16 protein-coding genes are annotated in these 17887 nt (G+C 35.1%); 3 read left to right on the top strand and 13 right to left on the bottom strand.

The features are described from left to right. Positions 1–133: 133 nt before the first annotated feature. From QRE67_RS11860 to QRE67_RS11850, 3 genes are all read right to left on the bottom strand, one after another. Complete coding sequence (locus tag QRE67_RS11860) at positions 134–400, bottom strand: hypothetical protein (RefSeq protein WP_286125019.1); 267 nt, start codon at positions 398–400, stop codon at positions 134–136. Positions 401–465: 65 nt separating this feature from the next. Further along, positions 466–1755, bottom strand: coding sequence for a PTS sugar transporter subunit IIC (locus QRE67_RS11855; protein WP_286125018.1), 1290 nt, complete (start codon positions 1753–1755; stop codon positions 466–468). An 11-nt stretch (positions 1756–1766) separates the two neighbouring features. Then, entirely contained in the window at positions 1767–2072 is a 306-nt protein-coding gene (locus QRE67_RS11850; RefSeq protein ID WP_286125017.1) for a PTS sugar transporter subunit IIB, read from the bottom strand. A gap of 250 nt (positions 2073–2322) precedes the next feature. On the opposite strand from QRE67_RS11850, the gene QRE67_RS11845 reads away from it, so the two are divergent. Continuing rightward, the gene (locus QRE67_RS11845; RefSeq protein WP_286125016.1) at positions 2323–3882 is read left to right on the top strand and encodes a glycoside hydrolase family 10-like protein; all 1560 of its coding nucleotides are present in this window, start codon (positions 2323–2325) and stop codon (positions 3880–3882) included. Between the two features lie 238 nt (positions 3883–4120). On the opposite strand, the gene QRE67_RS11840 is transcribed toward QRE67_RS11845, so the two are convergent. The 5 genes from QRE67_RS11840 to QRE67_RS11820 all read right to left on the bottom strand — a co-directional run bounded on the left by QRE67_RS11840 (position 4121) and on the right by QRE67_RS11820 (position 9880). After that, positions 4121–5260 (bottom strand): DUF6688 domain-containing protein, encoded by a 1140-nt coding sequence (locus QRE67_RS11840; RefSeq protein ID WP_286125266.1) that lies wholly within the window; start codon positions 5258–5260, stop codon positions 4121–4123. A 31-nt stretch (positions 5261–5291) separates the two neighbouring features. Next, positions 5292–6734, bottom strand: a complete 1443-nt coding sequence (locus tag QRE67_RS11835; RefSeq protein ID WP_286125015.1) for a WD40/YVTN/BNR-like repeat-containing protein — start codon at positions 6732–6734, stop codon at positions 5292–5294. Positions 6735–7077: 343 nt separating this feature from the next. After that, positions 7078–7908, bottom strand: coding sequence for a DUF3974 domain-containing protein (locus tag QRE67_RS11830; RefSeq protein WP_286125014.1), 831 nt, complete (start codon positions 7906–7908; stop codon positions 7078–7080). Positions 7909–7932: 24 nt separating this feature from the next. Beyond that, complete coding sequence (locus QRE67_RS11825) at positions 7933–9042, bottom strand: toxic anion resistance protein (RefSeq protein ID WP_286125013.1); 1110 nt, start codon at positions 9040–9042, stop codon at positions 7933–7935. A gap of 235 nt (positions 9043–9277) precedes the next feature. Beyond that, complete coding sequence (locus QRE67_RS11820) at positions 9278–9880, bottom strand: O-methyltransferase (RefSeq protein WP_483298676.1); 603 nt, start codon at positions 9878–9880, stop codon at positions 9278–9280. A gap of 360 nt (positions 9881–10240) precedes the next feature. Here QRE67_RS11820 and QRE67_RS11815 point away from each other — a divergent pair, with 360 nt between their 5' ends. Continuing rightward, a complete protein-coding gene (locus QRE67_RS11815) occupies positions 10241–10399 on the top strand; it encodes a hypothetical protein (protein WP_286125011.1) in 159 nt (52 codons plus the stop codon). Between the two features lie 290 nt (positions 10400–10689). On the opposite strand, the gene QRE67_RS11810 is transcribed toward QRE67_RS11815, so the two are convergent. Further along, positions 10690–11010 (bottom strand): luciferase domain-containing protein, encoded by a 321-nt coding sequence (locus tag QRE67_RS11810; RefSeq protein WP_286125010.1) that lies wholly within the window; start codon positions 11008–11010, stop codon positions 10690–10692. 282 nt (positions 11011–11292) lie between these two features. Between QRE67_RS11810 and QRE67_RS11805 the strand changes: the two genes are divergently transcribed. Then, positions 11293–11790 carry a YndM family protein gene (locus QRE67_RS11805; RefSeq protein WP_286125009.1) on the top strand — a complete coding sequence of 166 codons (498 nt, stop codon included), beginning with the start codon at positions 11293–11295 and terminating at the stop codon, positions 11788–11790. Positions 11791–11911: 121 nt separating this feature from the next. Here the strand turns inward: QRE67_RS11805 and QRE67_RS11800 are convergent, their stop codons facing one another. The 4 genes from QRE67_RS11800 to iscB all read right to left on the bottom strand — a co-directional run bounded on the left by QRE67_RS11800 (position 11912) and on the right by iscB (position 17678). After that, on the bottom strand, positions 11912–13708 hold the full coding sequence (locus QRE67_RS11800) for an ABC transporter ATP-binding protein (RefSeq protein WP_286125008.1): 1797 nt from the start codon (positions 13706–13708) through the stop codon (positions 11912–11914). Next, positions 13701–15455: an ABC transporter ATP-binding protein gene (locus QRE67_RS11795; RefSeq protein WP_286125007.1), complete on the bottom strand. Its 1755-nt coding sequence runs from the start codon at positions 15453–15455 to the stop codon at positions 13701–13703. Before QRE67_RS11795 ends, QRE67_RS11800 begins: the two co-directional genes overlap by 8 nt. Positions 15456–15723: 268 nt before the next feature. Continuing rightward, entirely contained in the window at positions 15724–16326 is a 603-nt protein-coding gene (locus QRE67_RS11790) for a DUF1349 domain-containing protein (protein ID WP_286125006.1), read from the bottom strand. Positions 16327–16430: 104 nt separating this feature from the next. Next, positions 16431–17678, bottom strand: a complete 1248-nt coding sequence (iscB, locus tag QRE67_RS11785) for an RNA-guided endonuclease IscB (protein WP_286125005.1) — start codon at positions 17676–17678, stop codon at positions 16431–16433. Positions 17679–17887: the final 209 nt, after the last annotated feature.

Raw genomic sequence — 17887 nt, 5'->3', positions numbered from 1 at the left:
CTTTCTTTCACCTCCTTTCTATATTCTTATTTTCAACATTTTTTACAATATCCCTTTATTAACAGCGGTAAATCAGTGGAATTCAGCTTGTTTACATACCCTTTTCACAGCATTTGCAAAACATGTTCCCAGTTTAAAAAACAAGAATATATGTGAGAAAGGTACATCCTGCTAAAAAGAATAGAAATCTCACAAATAATTGAAATTTCGATTTGTACGTTCCATCTATAAAAGAAACGACAATCGTCAGCATAATGCTTGCGGAAATACTTGTAACGATCCAAATACTCTGTTGAGAAGATACGTGGAACATACGTAAAAGAGGAGTGAAAATAAAATTTGAACAAACCACTCCAAATAGAAATAAAAATATGCCTTTATAACTAAATTTTACGCTCATATCTTTCCATCTCCTATATCATGTTATGAAAAAAGTGAGATCATAAAAATGATCCCACTTTTTAATTACACAGTTACAGAATCCTGGTCTCCATCACCGCTCTTTTCAACCTCAACCATGTTTCTATCATACATTTTAAAGAAAGGAAGATAGATACAGAATGAGATTGCAATATTAATAAAGACTAATACAACAGCCCTCCAGTCCCCACCTGTTGCTAAATAGGCACCAATTGGGGCGGGTAATGTCCATGGCGGCATAATATAGGTTGGAGAAACGAGACCCATTGCTGTTGCAGTGTAAGCTATTGTAGCAGTAACTAGTGGCGTAATAACAAATGGAATAATAAGAATCGGATTTAAGACAATTGGTAATCCAAATATAACCGGCTCGTTAATATTAAAAATACCAGGAACAATACACGCTCTTGATAATGCTTTAGAATATTTTGATCTACCAAAAACAATCATTGCTAATACGAGTCCTAGCGTTGCTCCTGAGCCGCCAATCCAAATAAACCATTGGTATAATGGTTCTGGCGCTATAAAAGGAATACTACTCGCACCATCCGCAACCGCTTCGGCATTTTTCCCTATATATACTTCCCATAATGGACGAGCAACTGTGCCAACTACCGATACACCGTGAATTCCAAAAGACCAAAAAAAGGTAATTAAAAATACCGGAATGATAACACCAAAGTAGCTATCTCCAGCTTTCACTAACGGTGCAGCCACTTGATCCACTACATGATGTAAATCAATGCGAAATACAACGGAAATAATGCTCATAAGAATAATAACGAAAGCAACAGGTATAAGTGCCTCAAACGAACGAGATACAGATGGTGGTACTTGTTCTGGCATCTTGATTATCACATTTTTTGTCTTACAAAATCTTAAAATTTCTACTGATAATATGGAAACAATCATGGCCACAAATAATCCATGCCCGCCAAGGTTTGTCATTGGAAGCATGAATCCTTTATCCTTAATCAATTCCGGTGTTAACGTCAAAAGCAATGAACACACGGCAATTTGTGCGCCTGACAGCGCATCTAATTTATAACTTTTCGCTAAATTATATCCAATACCAAAGGCTATATAAAGTGACATAATAAACATCGTTAAGCGATATGGTATTAAAATGCTTGTTATGTTTTTCGCTGCCCACTCCGCAATAAAACTATCCTTTGGAACGGGTGGAAACGCGAATATTAAAAAGAAACTACCTACAATAATAAATGGCAATGCTGAAATAACACCATCACGAATGGCTTGCAAATGTCTTTGCTCGGACAGCCTTGCCATTGGTCCAGATAAGTTATTATCAAGAAATGAGATAAACTTATTCATAAGGCATCCTCCTATCCTATCAATTCTTTCACTGCTTTTAATAACGTTGGACCTCCAAGTGGTGTATACGCTTGCGGCGGAATGGTACCACATGGAATGGACTCTTGATCCGCTGCTTTTTTCACAGATTCAAACCTGTGCCTAATTTGCGGCGCAACCATTACAACATCCCAGCCTTTTTTCACTTCTTCTTCTACTTCACTCGTGCCAATCGCTAGCACATCCATATTCATACCTTTCTTTTCCGCTTCTTTTTTTAAAGCGTTTACAACAATGGAACTGGACATTCCTCCAGAACAGACGAACAATACTCTCATCTCTCAATCCTCCTAACTGTTTCAATATGTACTAGGGCTCTAACAGGGATTAAAACTTCACTAGTTGAAATTTTACTTTATTAAAAATCATATGAAGAATGCAGGCATAATAGTTCTCGTGAAATGAAATTTCAATAAAAATATTTTTTTGCACCGAATAAAAGTTTCAATATTCTGTCTTTTTCAATTGTTAATCTATTATCTCCATGTTATAGTAGTTCCGATAATAGATTAAGTAAGGAGGTTTATGATGATTTTACGAGAAATATTGATTGTTTGTTGTAGTGTCATCTTTTTTATTCCTTTACTTTTCACTGCCTCTAAGTCTGTACATGCCGAAGTGTCTACCTCTTATCAAAAGCGAGAACTCCGTGCTGCATGGATTGCATCTGTTCTAAATATTGATTGGCCTTCCAAACCAGCATTATCTACCAAACAACAAAAACAAGAATTTATCAATTTACTAGATGATGTAAAAAAATTAGGAATGAATGCAGTTGTCGTCCAAATCAAACCTACCGCTGACGCTTTCTATCCTTCCGAATATGGTCCTTGGTCCGAATATCTTACTGGTGTACAAGGAAAAGACCCCCGCTATGATCCACTCGCATTTATGGTTGAAGAAGCTCATAAACGAAACCTTGAATTTCACGCTTGGTTTAACCCTTACAGAATTACAATGAATCATACAGACTCAAACCGCTTAGCTGATAATCACCCAGCTAAAAAGCATCCTGATTGGGTAGTCTCCTATGGTGGAAAACTATACTATAACCCTGGTATTCCAGAAGTGAAAAACTTTATAACCGATGGTGTATTAGAGGTTGTAAAAAATTATGATATTGATGGGGTTCATATGGACGATTACTTTTATCCATATAAAGTTGCTGGAGAAATATTTCCAGATCAAAACACTTATGAAACATACAATAACGGAAAATTTCCTACCATTGAAGATTGGCGTCGTGATAATGTCAATCAACTCGTACGTGACTTGAACACCGCAATTAAACAGGAAAAATCTTATGTGAAGTTTGGCATTAGCCCTTTTGGTGTATGGCGAAATATAGCAAATGATCCGACCGGTTCCAATACGACTGCTGGACAAACAAACTATGACGATTTATATGCTGACACGAGAGAATGGATTCAAAAAGGTTACATTGACTATATCACCCCGCAAATCTATTGGAATATTGGCTTTGCTCCTGCAGCGTATGACATTTTACTTGATTGGTGGGTAAAAGAAACGGCAGACAAACCAATTCACTTATACATCGGACAAGCTGCCTACAAAATAAACAACAACTCGGTTCCTGCCTGGTCAGATCCTGAAGAATATCCAAGACAAATTGCATTAAACCATCAATATTCACAAATAAAAGGTAGCATGCACTTTAGCTTAAAAGATATTAATCGTAATCCACTTGGAATTAAAGATCGCCTGCAAAATGACATTTATAAACAACCTGCTTTAATTCCATCTATGCCATGGCTAGACAATGAACCACCTAAACAGCTCACTTTAAAAGGGGCCATACCAAGAAACGATGGAATCGCTTTAGGAATCGTAGATGATATAAACAATGATTCTACGTATTATGCAATCTATCGAACAACTGGAAAAAACGACGTGGATATTCAAAAAGCAGAGAATTTACTAACAACTGTACGGAAAACGAAACCTGGGGAACTATTTGTAGATAATACCGCAAAGCCTGGTGAGACGTATACGTATGTGGTGACTGCTGTAGATCGATTGCATAATGAAAGTGTTCCTTCTAGCAAAACTACTATTAAAGCTAAATAATAATAAAATCCCCCACATGCAACGTGGGGGATTTTATTATTATCATGCGTATATTCTATATAAATCCATTTTGATTTTTCGACATATAGCCGTGGCTATGGTTTTCTCTCTTTGTTTTCACTATGTCTGGGCAGGAAAAGGATCTAACCGCTTCTATGCATGGCCGGATGCTCTCTCTCACCTAAAAAGAAGGGTTTTATGTCGGTTTTTTCATTTGTATTTATATATAAGCCAAGTACTATTTTCTCAGTTCACTATATTGAATATGAATTCTATTTTCAGGATTTTTATCTACTGTATACAATACAAGTAAGAAAAACCATTCTAACGGCTTCATTATGATATAAATGAAATCGGCTGACCACTTTGTATTTATATGCTGACTAATTGGATAGCCGTATTTATCGTAAAAATCCCGAATGACTTTATGACATTTTGGAGCACGTTCCTCAATAATATTTTCAAAAGCGTTCGCAACTAATAGCTGCCGATTTACAGTAATTCTTTCTCCGTGCCTAATACCTGCTCTAAGAGGTTTAACAATTTTTTTATGTCCTTTTACAGAGACCGTACACAAGTAATGCCCATCACCATGAAGAATTTCGGGACTAGGCGCAGCAATTTTCGAATAATTAAAACTGCTCGTTTCAAAAAACACTCGAATAAAACTATCTGGCCTTTGTCCAAAAAGTACTAATATGAATTGAATAATCAATAAAATAGGAAATAAACTAACCATCCAAATTCTCGACATCTTTTGATATCCAAAAGAAATACGGTATAAAAACATCATAAACATATTTTCCTGTTTATAGTCTCTGTTTTTCTGACACTGAATAAAATAATTCAAGGAATCTTTTAATTTAGATATGAATAATAAACTGATTGAGAGAGTGCTCGCTTGAATAAACAAGACTGAAATATATCTGAACCTTAGAAGTTCTGCAAAAACAGCAATACCCGTATGTGTTATATAAACCACTGTAAATATAACATTTAAGATCAATAACGAACTATAAACAATATACATAACAGGCGAAAGCTTTTCTATATCTGAACTTAATTTCCAATATGAAAAACCACCTAAAATGAACAACAAAACGACAATAAAAATATGATCTGAAGCTAAAGAAGCATATTGATCTTGCATAAGGTCATTATATTCATATTTGTGTAAAGGCTGTCCTGCTTGTACGTCGCTTAGATTTCCCATTATGCCTAGCCATAATATAAAATAGCTTATGCAAATAGATATAAATTCCAATTTCTTAACTTGGAATACACTTGAGGTAATCTCTCCTTCTTGTAAAAAACTTTTCCAAATCCTCTCAATTGGGATAATAAATAATAATAATGCGAGAAACATAAAAATAATCATTAGCACAATACGATGCTCTCCTTATTTTGATCTATTTTTCATAAGAGATATTTACTACTTTTTCAAATGTCCATGTAGCACCAAAATCTTCTGATACAAATCTCGCCATCTTTCCTTCTCGATCCATTCTTCCCTCTTCTTGTGATACGAGTAACGTACCTTTTGATCCAGCAAAAGTAGGAGGCATTACAGATGTAAAAATACTATGGTATTTATTTGGCAATTTAATATCTAACTTAGCCCATGTTTTCCCGCCATCTTCTGTACGATAAACATCAGGATCTCCACCTGAATCCTTAAATGTAATAAATCCAATTTGATCAGTAGCAAAACTTACTCCCGTCGCAAAAAATTGTGTAAGATCATATGTACTTCCCATTTTCATCCATGATTTCCCACCATTAGTTGTTTGATATACAATATTCGTTTCAAAGCTCATCGTTCTATCACCAGTTATAACGATATAACCATTCTCTTTTGAGGTGAACCCAATAAAACTAAGTCTCCGGTTATCAATATCATCCCCCACTGTTACAGTCTCCCATGTCTTTCCTTCATCATCAGACATAGTAACTTTTACTGGGCTATGATGACCACCATGTACAAAAGCAGTCTTTGCTGGTGTAATATAATAGCTTCCTTCTTGTAATTCATCTTCATTTACTCGTCCATCTTCACGCATGAATTGATCAATATCAACAGGGACTTTTCTAAACGGTTTCTTTCCGTCATACGTAACTTTCAGAATTGAATTCTCAATCATATAATTTTTGTCATGTTTCTTTATCTTTATATTTTCTATTTCACTATCATTTAGACCATTCTCCCATTTTAATGTAGCGGGTGCCTTTTCTTTACTCAAAAATGTGTAAGTATACGGATTTACTTTATTAAATTTTATAATCCATTGATTGTCTGTAATTTCTCCTTCATTGTCAGTTGCATCCCACTCTGCATGGTACTTATTTTTTTCTTGTAAAGAGTCAACTTTAAATTTTATTGCTACAGAATAATTGTTTTCTTTTTCTGTTACTAACATTTGATCAACTACTTGAGCTGAGCCTTGCCATTTTTCATTTCCATCTTCTTTGCTAGACATTTTCAATACATACTGATAGAAAATATCTCTCCCAATAAAAGCTAGGTTTGATTCAGTCGTCTCTACTTTTATCGTATTATCATCTATATTCTCGTTATCATCCAAACTATTATTCGTTTCATTTTTACTTTCGTCCATCTTTGTTTCATTGGTTTCATTGTTAGTGTTGTTATCTTGTATTCCGCTAGAATTTTCTTGCGCGCTCTGTTCTTCATTTTTTATATGATTAGTGCTTTTCTCTTCATAATCTTCACTTGTACAATAGATCATTGTACAAAGAAGTGTTATTTCTACAACAAATAATATGATAACAATTAGCGCTTGCTTAAAACTCTCATTCTCTTTATTACTGTTTTCCTCAAAATGTTTTTTCATTTTAAGTACCCCATTTTAAATATACAAATTATAATCACTCTCCGATTAGCATTTAAAAATCCCAATATAACATTCTATATTTTACCATTTAATTTACAGAAAATATATGTAAAATATTTACTACATCAATTTTATACAAATAAGAACAGTTTACGTTTAGTTGTAACCGCTTACAAAAAAGTAAGAGTAGACACCATTTAGAAATATTTACAATATACATATTCATAACTTACCGTTTCTTGGAGATAGATGGATTATATTGAAATTACAGAAAGAGAAAACACCAAAAGAAGAAGCTGCCTTCTAAAAGGTAACTTTCATTGACCTTTTAGGGCAGCTTCTTTCAACTTTTAAACTTCTTCTTCGCCGCTCTCATCTTCACATTCAAATCGTGATCGATAGAATCGCGAATGTTACGTTCTACTTCTTCCATTTCTTTTTTGAAGTTTTGTAAGTAGACCGTTAGTTCTTCTTCCTTTTCTGGGCGCTGTGATGGCGGCAGTTGTGCGATTAACGACAACATGTCCGTCAAATCTTTCATTAAGAACGTTTCCAGTTTGTGTTGTTGTTCAAACATGCGGTGTTCTTGATAATACGGAATCGCATTTAATACAGAAATTGTAATATCATTAATCGTTTTTTGTAACGAAGGATTGACTGATCGTTTGTACGCTTCGATTGTTTTTAATGCATCGGGGTAACGATCATAAAAGTACAATTTGTAGAACGACAGATCCGTCGGCTTCGATGATTGTTGTGACTCTTGTCGTAAAAAGTCTTTTACTTTCATCGCTGCTACGTCAATATCTTCGTTTGTAATCTGCTTTGTCGTTTTTGCAACAGCATGCACTTTTTTCTGTTTTTCTTTCGGCAGCATTGAGAAAACTTGTTCCCTTGTTCGTTGGTCCGCCGCACAGAAAAGAGTATTAAATGCTTTTTGTTCCTTTTTTCCTTCCGTACGTATCCAGCGATAATATAGGGGGTGTTGCGTAAATTCTTGTAAAAATGGCGTTGATTTGTTTGACAATTTCTCAATTGATTCGTTCGCTCGTTTATACGGCTTCGTCCATGATAAAAAGAATTTTCGTCCGAAGTAAACAAGTAAAACCACTGCTGTGAATCCTACTAAAAGCACGATTCCGACAAGCATTAAAATAAATTCAAAGAAACCCATATCTTCACCTCCTCTAATCATCCATTATTTCGTTGGACGCCGAATGAGCTTCTGCTTCATTTCATCGTTAAATGTATCAAGTTCGATTACAAACTTTTTACTAGACTCGATGATACGCTCTGATGATTTTTCAGATGCTTCAATTGCTGCAAAAACGTTTTGGAATGATTCACGAAGCTTATCCATACCAATTGCTGGATTTTCAAGCAATTTTGTTGTTTCTTCTGTATTTTGTTTCAAAGCTTGTGAGTTACTTAACACCATAGATTCAATTGCTTCATTTGTAGCATTAACCGCATCAATTGTTTTACGTTGATTCGTTAATGCAAGCTGAATTGCGGCAGAAACAGTCACAACGTTTTGTGTCATTGTAATCGCATTACGAATCGCTTCTGATAACTTTTCATTATTTTTCTTAATGATATCAACAGATGCAATGGATTGTAATAAGACGCTTTTTGCTTGCTGCATGTTGCGCGTACGTACAAGAATTTTTTCTAATGCATCGTTTATTAACGGAATATCTTTTTGGCGCTCTGGATTTTGCTTTTCAACCTCAAGCATCCCAGCAAGTTTTCTTCCAAGATATACTTGTTTATCTAGCCCATGAATTTTAGCATACGATTGCTCTTTTAACATTTCTAAGCCCACGGTATCTTCTTGTAGATTATCACGGCCAACAAGTAACGATCGAATAATTTCTTCAATTTGCTTATCGATGGATTGATATTTATGGACGTATGTTTCCATCGGATTTTTCTTAAACACTTTATACATAATCTTCTTCATTCCCGTTGTTTTTAACGAGTTTGGATCTAACTCTGATACAACTTTACGCAAATCCAATAATGTATTTGGAATATCTTCATTTTTCCCGTTCATCATTGCTGTAACCGGTCTCTTTAATGCTGACAATGTCTGCCCTGCATCGCGCTGTTCTTTATCCCCTAAATCACCAAGCTGTGATAATACTTTCGAAAGATCCATGTTTTGTTCACTATTTAACTTTTGTACATATAAATCAGCTTCTTTATTCAGTTCTACAAGTTCTTCATCTTTAATTACTGTATCCACTACAACTTGCAGATTATCTTGTGATCCGGATACGGTTTCTTTTTTTTGTAATTCAGTCAACAAAATCGCTCCTTTATTTATATGTGCGAAATTATATGCACTATATTTCGTATCTTATATATTCTATCTAATATATTCAAAATGGAACAACCATGTTAGAGGATTCAATGCTCAAAATCTGTTTTGAATATATCAACTTTCATTAAAATCCCCAGTTAATGCAGTCATTCCCTGTTTCTTATCATAAGTATACCTGTTCTACACATAATTTTCCTCAGACTTAAGACCTAGAAGGCTACGTGCTCAAGGCCGATTCTTCTCTTTTCCGAACAACGAAAGCACCACTATTAAACGCAAGTAATACTGTTTCATATTTAGAATCTTCTTCAATTAGCTGAATAAAGTTTTTTAATTCTTCCGCATGTGAAGTTGCATTATCAATTACAAGAAATCCTGCTGGTTCTAAAATACGCTTTATATTTTCCCACCACCACATATACTGCGTCCGCTCTGAGTCTAAGAAAATAAAATCAAATGAACAATCAATTTGTGCATCTAAAAACGCGCTAGCTTCTTGGTTATGAATATCAATTCGATTCATGAGATTTGCTTTTCTAAAATTTTCAAGCGCTTGTGAAACGCGTTCAGTAGAAATTTCAATGGTTGTTACGATACCATTTGTTTCTTGCACTGCATGGGCAAGCCATAATGTAGAGAAACCGTTTGATGTACCTACTTCTAATACTCTTTGTGCGTTACAACCCTTTACTAAGATAGATAAAAATTGTCCCATTTCACGCGAGATATTTCGTAGCCTATCTTCACGTTTTTCCTTTGTTCGATCATAATCATCTCCATGTTTTTCTAATTCTAACAAAAGCATTTCTATATCACTCATTTTGTTCATCACCTTTCCAACAAATTTTCATAGAAAATCATAATTGATGAGAAAGTTGATTATGTATATCTACTTACAATTATATACTAAGGAAGGAATTTTTTCCTACAATAAAAAGAACTATTGAAATTTTTGTAGCACTTCGTTTTATTTTTTGGTAAAGTTAATTTCTACGTGATAATCAACAACGATACACCATTTCATTTCCCGAATGAAATTATAAGATTAATATAGTCAGATAATTATTACCTGGACTTAGGATTTTTCATACTATTTATCGGTATTGCAGATCGAAGAAGCGCGCCCTTTATGGACGCATTTTCTTTTGTTTATAACCATATTCAGAAAGGATGCTAAAACATGAACGTGATTGATCTAGAAGCTGCTAGAAAACGAAAGCAGAAAAAAACTCACATGATAACTATACCGATAATTAAAAGAATTTACCAAGAGAACGGAGAAATTGAATTCGAGGTATTAGGGGAAAAAGATGTTCCTCTAGAAATGTTAGAGAAATAAAGTGAAACTTTAATAAGTGGGGGTTTTCTTCCTCCCCCACCTAACTTCTTTGCTTTCTGCAGAAATTTGAGACGGGGATATAAATATTTGTATTTAAGTAAGAATACTTCATGATTAAACCCTTCATTATTTTCAAATGGAGGGTTTTGTAGTTCACATAATTCCCATTATCGACAGCTGTCGTTTTAAAATAAAGTTAGTTACTCCAAAATAGTAAGAAATCCTCTATAATTCACAAAAGAACTAGGTATATATACCTAGTTCTTTTGTATCTAAGTGAAGTATCAACTTCATCTTTTTTCTAATTTTTTTACGAATCTATCATATTGCATACGAAAAAGTTGAATGAGCAAAGGAAGATCAGCTTCACTTTTCATATGATAACTAATCCATCCCGAATCAGGTAATACATGATGTGGTTGGGCTAATCCTTGTTTTATTATTTCATCCCTTGTTGATTTTGGAAATGGAAGATCAGCTAACGTATCTCCGTGAAGATGACCTAGTTCTTTATTTTTATAATTCAATTCAATCCCACCAAATCGATGCGGCTTTTCAGACACACCTTCCCAGCTTAGAATTTCTTTTCTAATCATTTCACTAAGCGACAAAACAACTCACTCCTTTATAATCATGGATGTAAAGATAGAATACCTTTTTTCCTTAACAGTTACATCAATCAAAAGTATGAGTGCATATCCGGAAATAGTTTGAAAATCGGAATGTAAATTCTGCTGAAGAAGAATAAATGCTTATGACATGAAAAAAAACTGAGTTATTAAAGTTTTGGATACAATTCCCTGAATTCTTCACATACATTCAGACAGTCTAATAAGGAAATGAAAAAATGAAATCATAAGTAAAATGACATGAGTTAAAATGGAGGGACAATAATGAATCATCTTGTTGCACTATTAATTAAGTACACTGCAATTAGTGCCGTATTACTTTTTATTTTAGGTATTTTGGGAGATGCAACCATTCCGAGAATATTGGTAATTTCATTATTAATTACAGGCGCAGCGTATGTAGTTGGCGACCTGTTTATCTTACCTCAGTATGGAAATGCTATTGCAACAATCACAGACTTTGGGATGAGCTTTTTAGGGATTTGGTTTTTAAACTATCTGCTAATAGACACAACTCGTAACATTGCAGCAGAAGCATTCTTTTCAGCAGCAATCATTGGAGTAGTTGAAATACTGTTTCATATTTATATGAAGAAGCTTGTTTTAAATCATACTACTGAAAAAGCAGAATTTTCAACCCTTAATCATAACAGATATGCAACAGAATTCTCGGAAGAACATACGGATTTTACACATATAAAAAATGTAAATGAAACAAATAAAGAATTAACATCAAAAGATAGAATAGATAATGTAAAATGATAAAGTGAAACTTACATCAGTGGGGATTCTTCATCCCTACTCATCATTTTCCCCACCAATCAGATTTTTTACTACCCATTAATGTGGAATAAAAAAAGAGAGATCACAAGACCTCTCTTCCTTAAATCTTAAATTGACTTGTATACAGACCGTAATAAAAACCATTGTTCTCCATAAGAGATTCATGATTTCCTCTCTCAATAATTTCTCCATTTTGAATGACAAGAATTTGATCTGCTTTTTCAATCGTTTTTAAACGGTGGGCAATGACAAAGCTTGTACGGCCCTTCATTAAGTTGTTTAATCCCGCTTGAATTTGCAGCTCTGTTCTCGTATCAATGTTAGAAGTTGCCTCATCAAGAATCAGTATATCTGCATCCGCTAAAATGGCTCTTGCAATCGCAAGTAATTGCTTTTGTCCTTGGCTTAAATTAGATCCTTCTGAAGCAATCTTTGTTTCATATTGCTTTGGCAAATGTTTAATAAAGGAGTGAGCAGAAGCCGCTTTCGCTGCAGCAATTACTTCTTCATCTGTCGCCTCTAATCGGCCATAACGAATGTTATCCATAATCGTTCCAGCGAACAAGTACGTATCCTGCAGGACTACGCCGATTTTACTTCGTAACGAGCTAACCTCGTAATCTTTTATGTCTTTCCCATCAATCATAATTTGTCCTTTTTGAATATCATAAAAACGTGTTAATAAATTAATAACTGTTGTTTTTCCTGAACCAGTTGGTCCAACAAGCGCAATGGTTTCTCCTGGACTTGCATGTAAGTTTACATCTTTTAAAATTTCTTTTTCTTTCGTATACCCAAAAGATACATGTTGAAACGCAACATTTCCTTGCATTTTCTCCGCTACAACCGCAGCTTTTTTGTTTTGAATTTCTGGTACTTCATCCATAATTTCAAAAACACGCTCTCCACCAGCAACCGCTGCTTGAATTGTATTCATAAGCGTTGCAAATTGGCTAAGTGGTCTTGAAAATTGACGAGAATAGTTAATAAATGCAGCAATGACCCCAACCGTTGTCATACCGTTTAACACCATAACTGCACCTGTTCCAATTACAAGTCCCATTCCTAAGTTATTAATAAAGTTCATACTTGGGAAAATAAAGGCAGAAAATGTATCTGCCTTCGTTGCAGAGCTTCTCAGCTGTTCATTAATTGCATGAAACTTATTTACAGTCTCTTTTTCTTTTCCATATAACGTTATGACATCTGCACCTGTAATGGCTTCTTCAATAAAACCGTTCAATTCTCCTAAATCTTTTTGCCGCTTCGCAAAGTTTTTACTACTATACGCAACTAATTTTTTCGTAACGATAAACATAATCGGTACCGTAATTAATGTTACGATTGCTAAAATCCAATCTAATGAAAACATCGCAATTGTTACACCGACAAATGTTAAAGCGGAAGAAATAATTTGCACAACACTTTGCGTCAGCGCTTGATTTAAACTGTCAATATCATTTGTCACACGGCTCATTAAGTCTCCTTGTGAGCGAACATCAAAAAAACGAAGAGAAAGAGTTTGGATTTTCTCAAAAATGTCTTGTCGTATTTTTTGTATCGTTTTTAATGCAACGTTTACCATTACGTACGTTTGTAACCACGTTAATAATACTGTAACACCGTAGATACCAATGAGCAGCATACACATTCTTGCCGTTCCATTTAAGTCTCTTGGTACAATGTACTCGTCAATAATAACTCCCATATAATAAGGACCAAGTAACCCAAGTAGCGTCGTTACAAATACAAGAACAATAACAAAAATAAGTGCTGCTTTTTGGTAACCCATATAGTTCCAAACCCGCATTACTGTTCCTTTTGTATCTTTTGTTTTTCCTGTTCTTGAATTGTTACGTCCGTTTTTATTTCCAAACTGTCCTTGAAAATTACGCATGTTCTCTTCCCCCTTCTCGATGCAAACTTCCACCTTGGGAAAGATAAATTTCTTGGTACACACTGCAAGTTTCTAAAAGTTCTTCATGCTTGCCAGCTCCAACTAGCTCACCGTTATCAAGAACGAGAATTTGATCTGCATCCAAAATCGATGAAATTTTAGAGGCAATCAGAAATGTTGTCGTTCCTGTATATTCCTCTTTCAATGCTCCTTGGATAATTGCTTCTGAATTTGCATCTACTGCCGATGTAGAGTCATCTAAAACAAGAATAGATGGTTTTCGTACAAGTGCTCTTGCGATAGAAAGACGCTGTTTTTGTCCACCGGAAAGATTCGTTGCACCTTGCGTTAAATTATACTGGTATGTATCTTCAAGCTTTTCAATAAATTCCATCGCACATGCTGCTTCAGCTGCTGTTTCAATTTCACCAAGCGTAGCCTCTTCTTTTCCATATCGCATATTCTCTTCTATACTTCCTGAGAATAATAAAGCCTTTTGTGGTACGAACCCAATCGAGGAACGCAATGTTTGTAAATCGTACTCTTTCACATTTACACTATCAATAAAAATATCGCCATGATCAACGTCATACAGGCGTGGAAGCAATTTAACCATTGTAGACTTCCCGCTTCCTGTAGAACCGATGATGCCTATTTTTTCACCTTCCCTTGCGGTAAATGAAATGTTCTTTAGAACGTACTCATCATTTTTACTGTAGCTGTAACTTACATTTTTAAATTCAACTTTTCCGTTCATTTGCTCTGGTTTATACGCTTCTACTTCATTTGTAATATCCACTTCTGTTTCCAGTACATTTTGTACACGATCAGCAGATGGGAAAGCACGAGCAATTTGGATAAATACCATACTGATGGACATGAGTGACATTAAAATAATATTTAAATAGTTAATAAATGCTAAAATCGCACCAACTTGAAGCGTTCCGTTAAAGAGTTTTACGCCGCCTATCCATAATGTGGCTACAATACCACCATTTACGACAAGCATAATGATTGGCATCATCAATGAAATAATTTGCACCGCATGAATGTTGATTCCTGTTAAGTTTTTATTAACTTTTTCAAATTGGGAAATTTCATGATTTTGTCTTACATACGCCTTTACCACACGCACACCAGATAAGTTTTCTTGTAGCTTTGTATTTACTTTATCTAGCGCTTCTTGCACCCTCTTAAAGGACCCACTCGCTTGACCGGCAATGAGAACAATTGCTACTAATAAAATAGGTACTACCACAAGTAAAATAGAAAATAAGTCCCTTGCTGTTACAAATACAATCACAATACTTCCTATAAATAATAAAGGTCCACGAACAAGAACGCGCAGTGTCATTGTCATTGCAGCTTGAATGGACGTAACATCATTTGTCACGATTGTAAGCAATTTTCCTGTTCCAAACGTATCACGGTTCTTTCCAGAAAACGTCTCGATTTTTGTAAAGACTTCTTTTCTTATGTCTGTCGCAAAGTTAACGGCAGCTTTCGTGGAATACATCATGCACCCAAGTCCACCAATCAATCCTAGCGCTGCTGCTCCAATCATTAGAAGTCCCATTTTGATCACATAATTCAAATCTTGATTTGCGATGCCAACATCAATGATATGCTGCATAATGGTTGGCTGAATTAAATCCATCGCAACCTCAAGTACCATAAACAGTGGTCCGATTATAGCGAAGAACATGTATGGTTTTAAATACTGTAACAATTTGCGAAATGATTTCATACATTGTCTCCTTTTCTTATGTATTTGTCATATGTAAATTAAAAATCTTCCTCCTTTTTATTCATTCATGAAACATTCTCATCATGATTTTATTCTATTCCACATATTAATATTTAACATTATTAAATGATAACCATCCTCAATATTTTCGTCAATAAATGTGCTTTACTATCATATGTATAAAACCGCATTCTTTTATTTCAAAATGCGGTTTTTCATAAAAAATGATTATATAGATTGCTAAAAGTAATAAGATTGATGAGATAGTCTATTTGATTTCAATAGAAAAATCATAAAAAGTCGTTTCAAAACCGTTATTTTTTGTTGGGCTACATGTATAAAACCCTACTTTTATAGGTCTATTACCATAATCTTCAATGAGATGCGCAATTCGAATCTGTTCCCATTCATTGTGCAATTGTTCTGTTTTTACATAGATAGTATAATCACCATTCTTTCGAATAACACGAAAATGTAATTTTTGAGTAACAAGTTCATTCGGAAAATTTCGTGTTGACCAATCTGAATATCCAGCATTCGTCACAACAGCTCCTAAATGAGACGATCCATTCGGTATATATTCAAGAGATGTTTTTAGCCAACATTCTTGAGATACCATGATAAACAGACCAGCTTGATCGTATGTTGATTTTGGATTCATACTTAACAAAACCTTTGCTTCAAAGTCCGTAGAAATTTCCTCGTAAAACACATGACCGTTCATCACTTCAAAGCCGTAATGTGTCTTTAACCAAAAATCAGTCTCTTCTTTTGAATGGACAATAAGAGTACTTTCTTTCACGTCCCAATGTTTAGGTTCATTCATGATGGTAAGTTGCTGTGTATAATTTGGTATGTAAGATGTTTTCATAGTGCCTCCATTTAACGTATTTCCCGAAAGAAGTCCCCATCTTCAAGCGCGTGACGGGCGATAGCCAAGCGATAAGGTGGGGATGAATTTCGGTTAGGCATCGCCTAACTGACTTGTAAGAATAACCAATTATGATTGTGGTGCATACATTCAATATCCGATATATTCACTTGTTTATAAGATTTAGCAGGATTTTGTATATAATGGCCGTCCAAATCTTGCACATACACCATCTTCCCTGTAAATCCTGTCACAAATCCTATTTGTCCAAACGCTTTCACCTTATCACCTAGATACATTGTGCCTACATACGGTGTATTTTTATTATTTCTTTTCGCTGTTCTATTTTTCGTTTTTCTTCCTTTTCTTGCAGTTGCTTCATGAAGAGAACGCTTTTTCTTTCTAAATTGTTTGATGCGAAACTCACCACTTTGCTGATATTCTTGTAATTGTTTCAGATTGGTAATCGCAATCGCATCATTCACATGAGTTTTCGATAATCCTAATTCTTTTCGCTTCGGTGTTGTGCAACTTCCATACGTAATCTCACATTCTAAACGCTTCATGATTTGAAGCCGCAAAATATTCATAAAGGCGGTCTCTTTATACTGTTTTGGTTCCTTAAAAACGTGCTTAATTTTCCCTTGATGGAATTTTCGATGACAGTCTTCATGTACTGTCGCGAGGTTATCTGCCATATCTGAACCGCCATTACATCGCTCAATCACATGGTGCGTATGCAAAACGCCACCTTTTTTCTTACAGATTTGACACGTATAATGGTCTCTCGCAAACACATAGTATCTTGTATTCCAAAAGCCAAATGCGTCTCCTTGTTGATACGCTTTCCCTTGTATATCAGGGTTCTTTAGTTTTTGGGCATCAAACTTGCCAACTTCTACAATGACTTTTGGAGAAGGTAATAGTAATTTGAATGTTTCAATCCAATGAATGATGTTATCAGTTCGGCTTTGAATCGATGGTGGAAGCCAGCCCTCTTTCTTTTTTCGATTCAGAAAGCGTGCTTTTCGGTAGCGAGTTTTACGTTGTCTTCTGCTTCTACGTAGTGTGGCTCTAAGCGTGAGATTTTCTTTGACATCCTGACGTAATTCAATGGTTCCTTTGATTAGTACTTTTTCCTCTGTTGTAATTGCGATTCCCACATATTTTGCACCGCTATCGACACCGATTGTAACAGGTTGTACTGTTTCACCAGTCACATATTGCAATTGAATGGTAAACGGTGTGTAACCTATAATTTTTGCTTTCCCTTGTTTGAGAAGAAGCCGTGCCTTACGAGTACTGCAAGGCATGAGCGGTTCTCCTCGTAAATTCTTGACAAATACACGCATGCTTTGTCCCTCCTAAGAGTTTGTTTCCCTTCGCCAATGTTTGTAGGTGTTAGCAACTTTTTATGAAAGAAGGCTTGTGGTTGACCGTTCCTTCCCAACCAGAACTGTTACAGAGCCATCATAGAGCCAAGAACTAGGGAATTATTCTTGGGTATGCAACCTACGAACGTAGTCTACAAAAGGCTGAGGCTAGACAACCAGGGCTTTTT

It is taken from the genome of Bacillus sp. DX3.1, from assembly GCF_030292155.1.
Taxonomy (GTDB): Bacteria; Bacillota; Bacilli; order Bacillales; family Bacillaceae_G; genus Bacillus_A.
The sequence above is the reverse complement of the archived record's forward strand: the minus strand, read 5'-3'. Positions and strand labels throughout refer to the sequence as shown.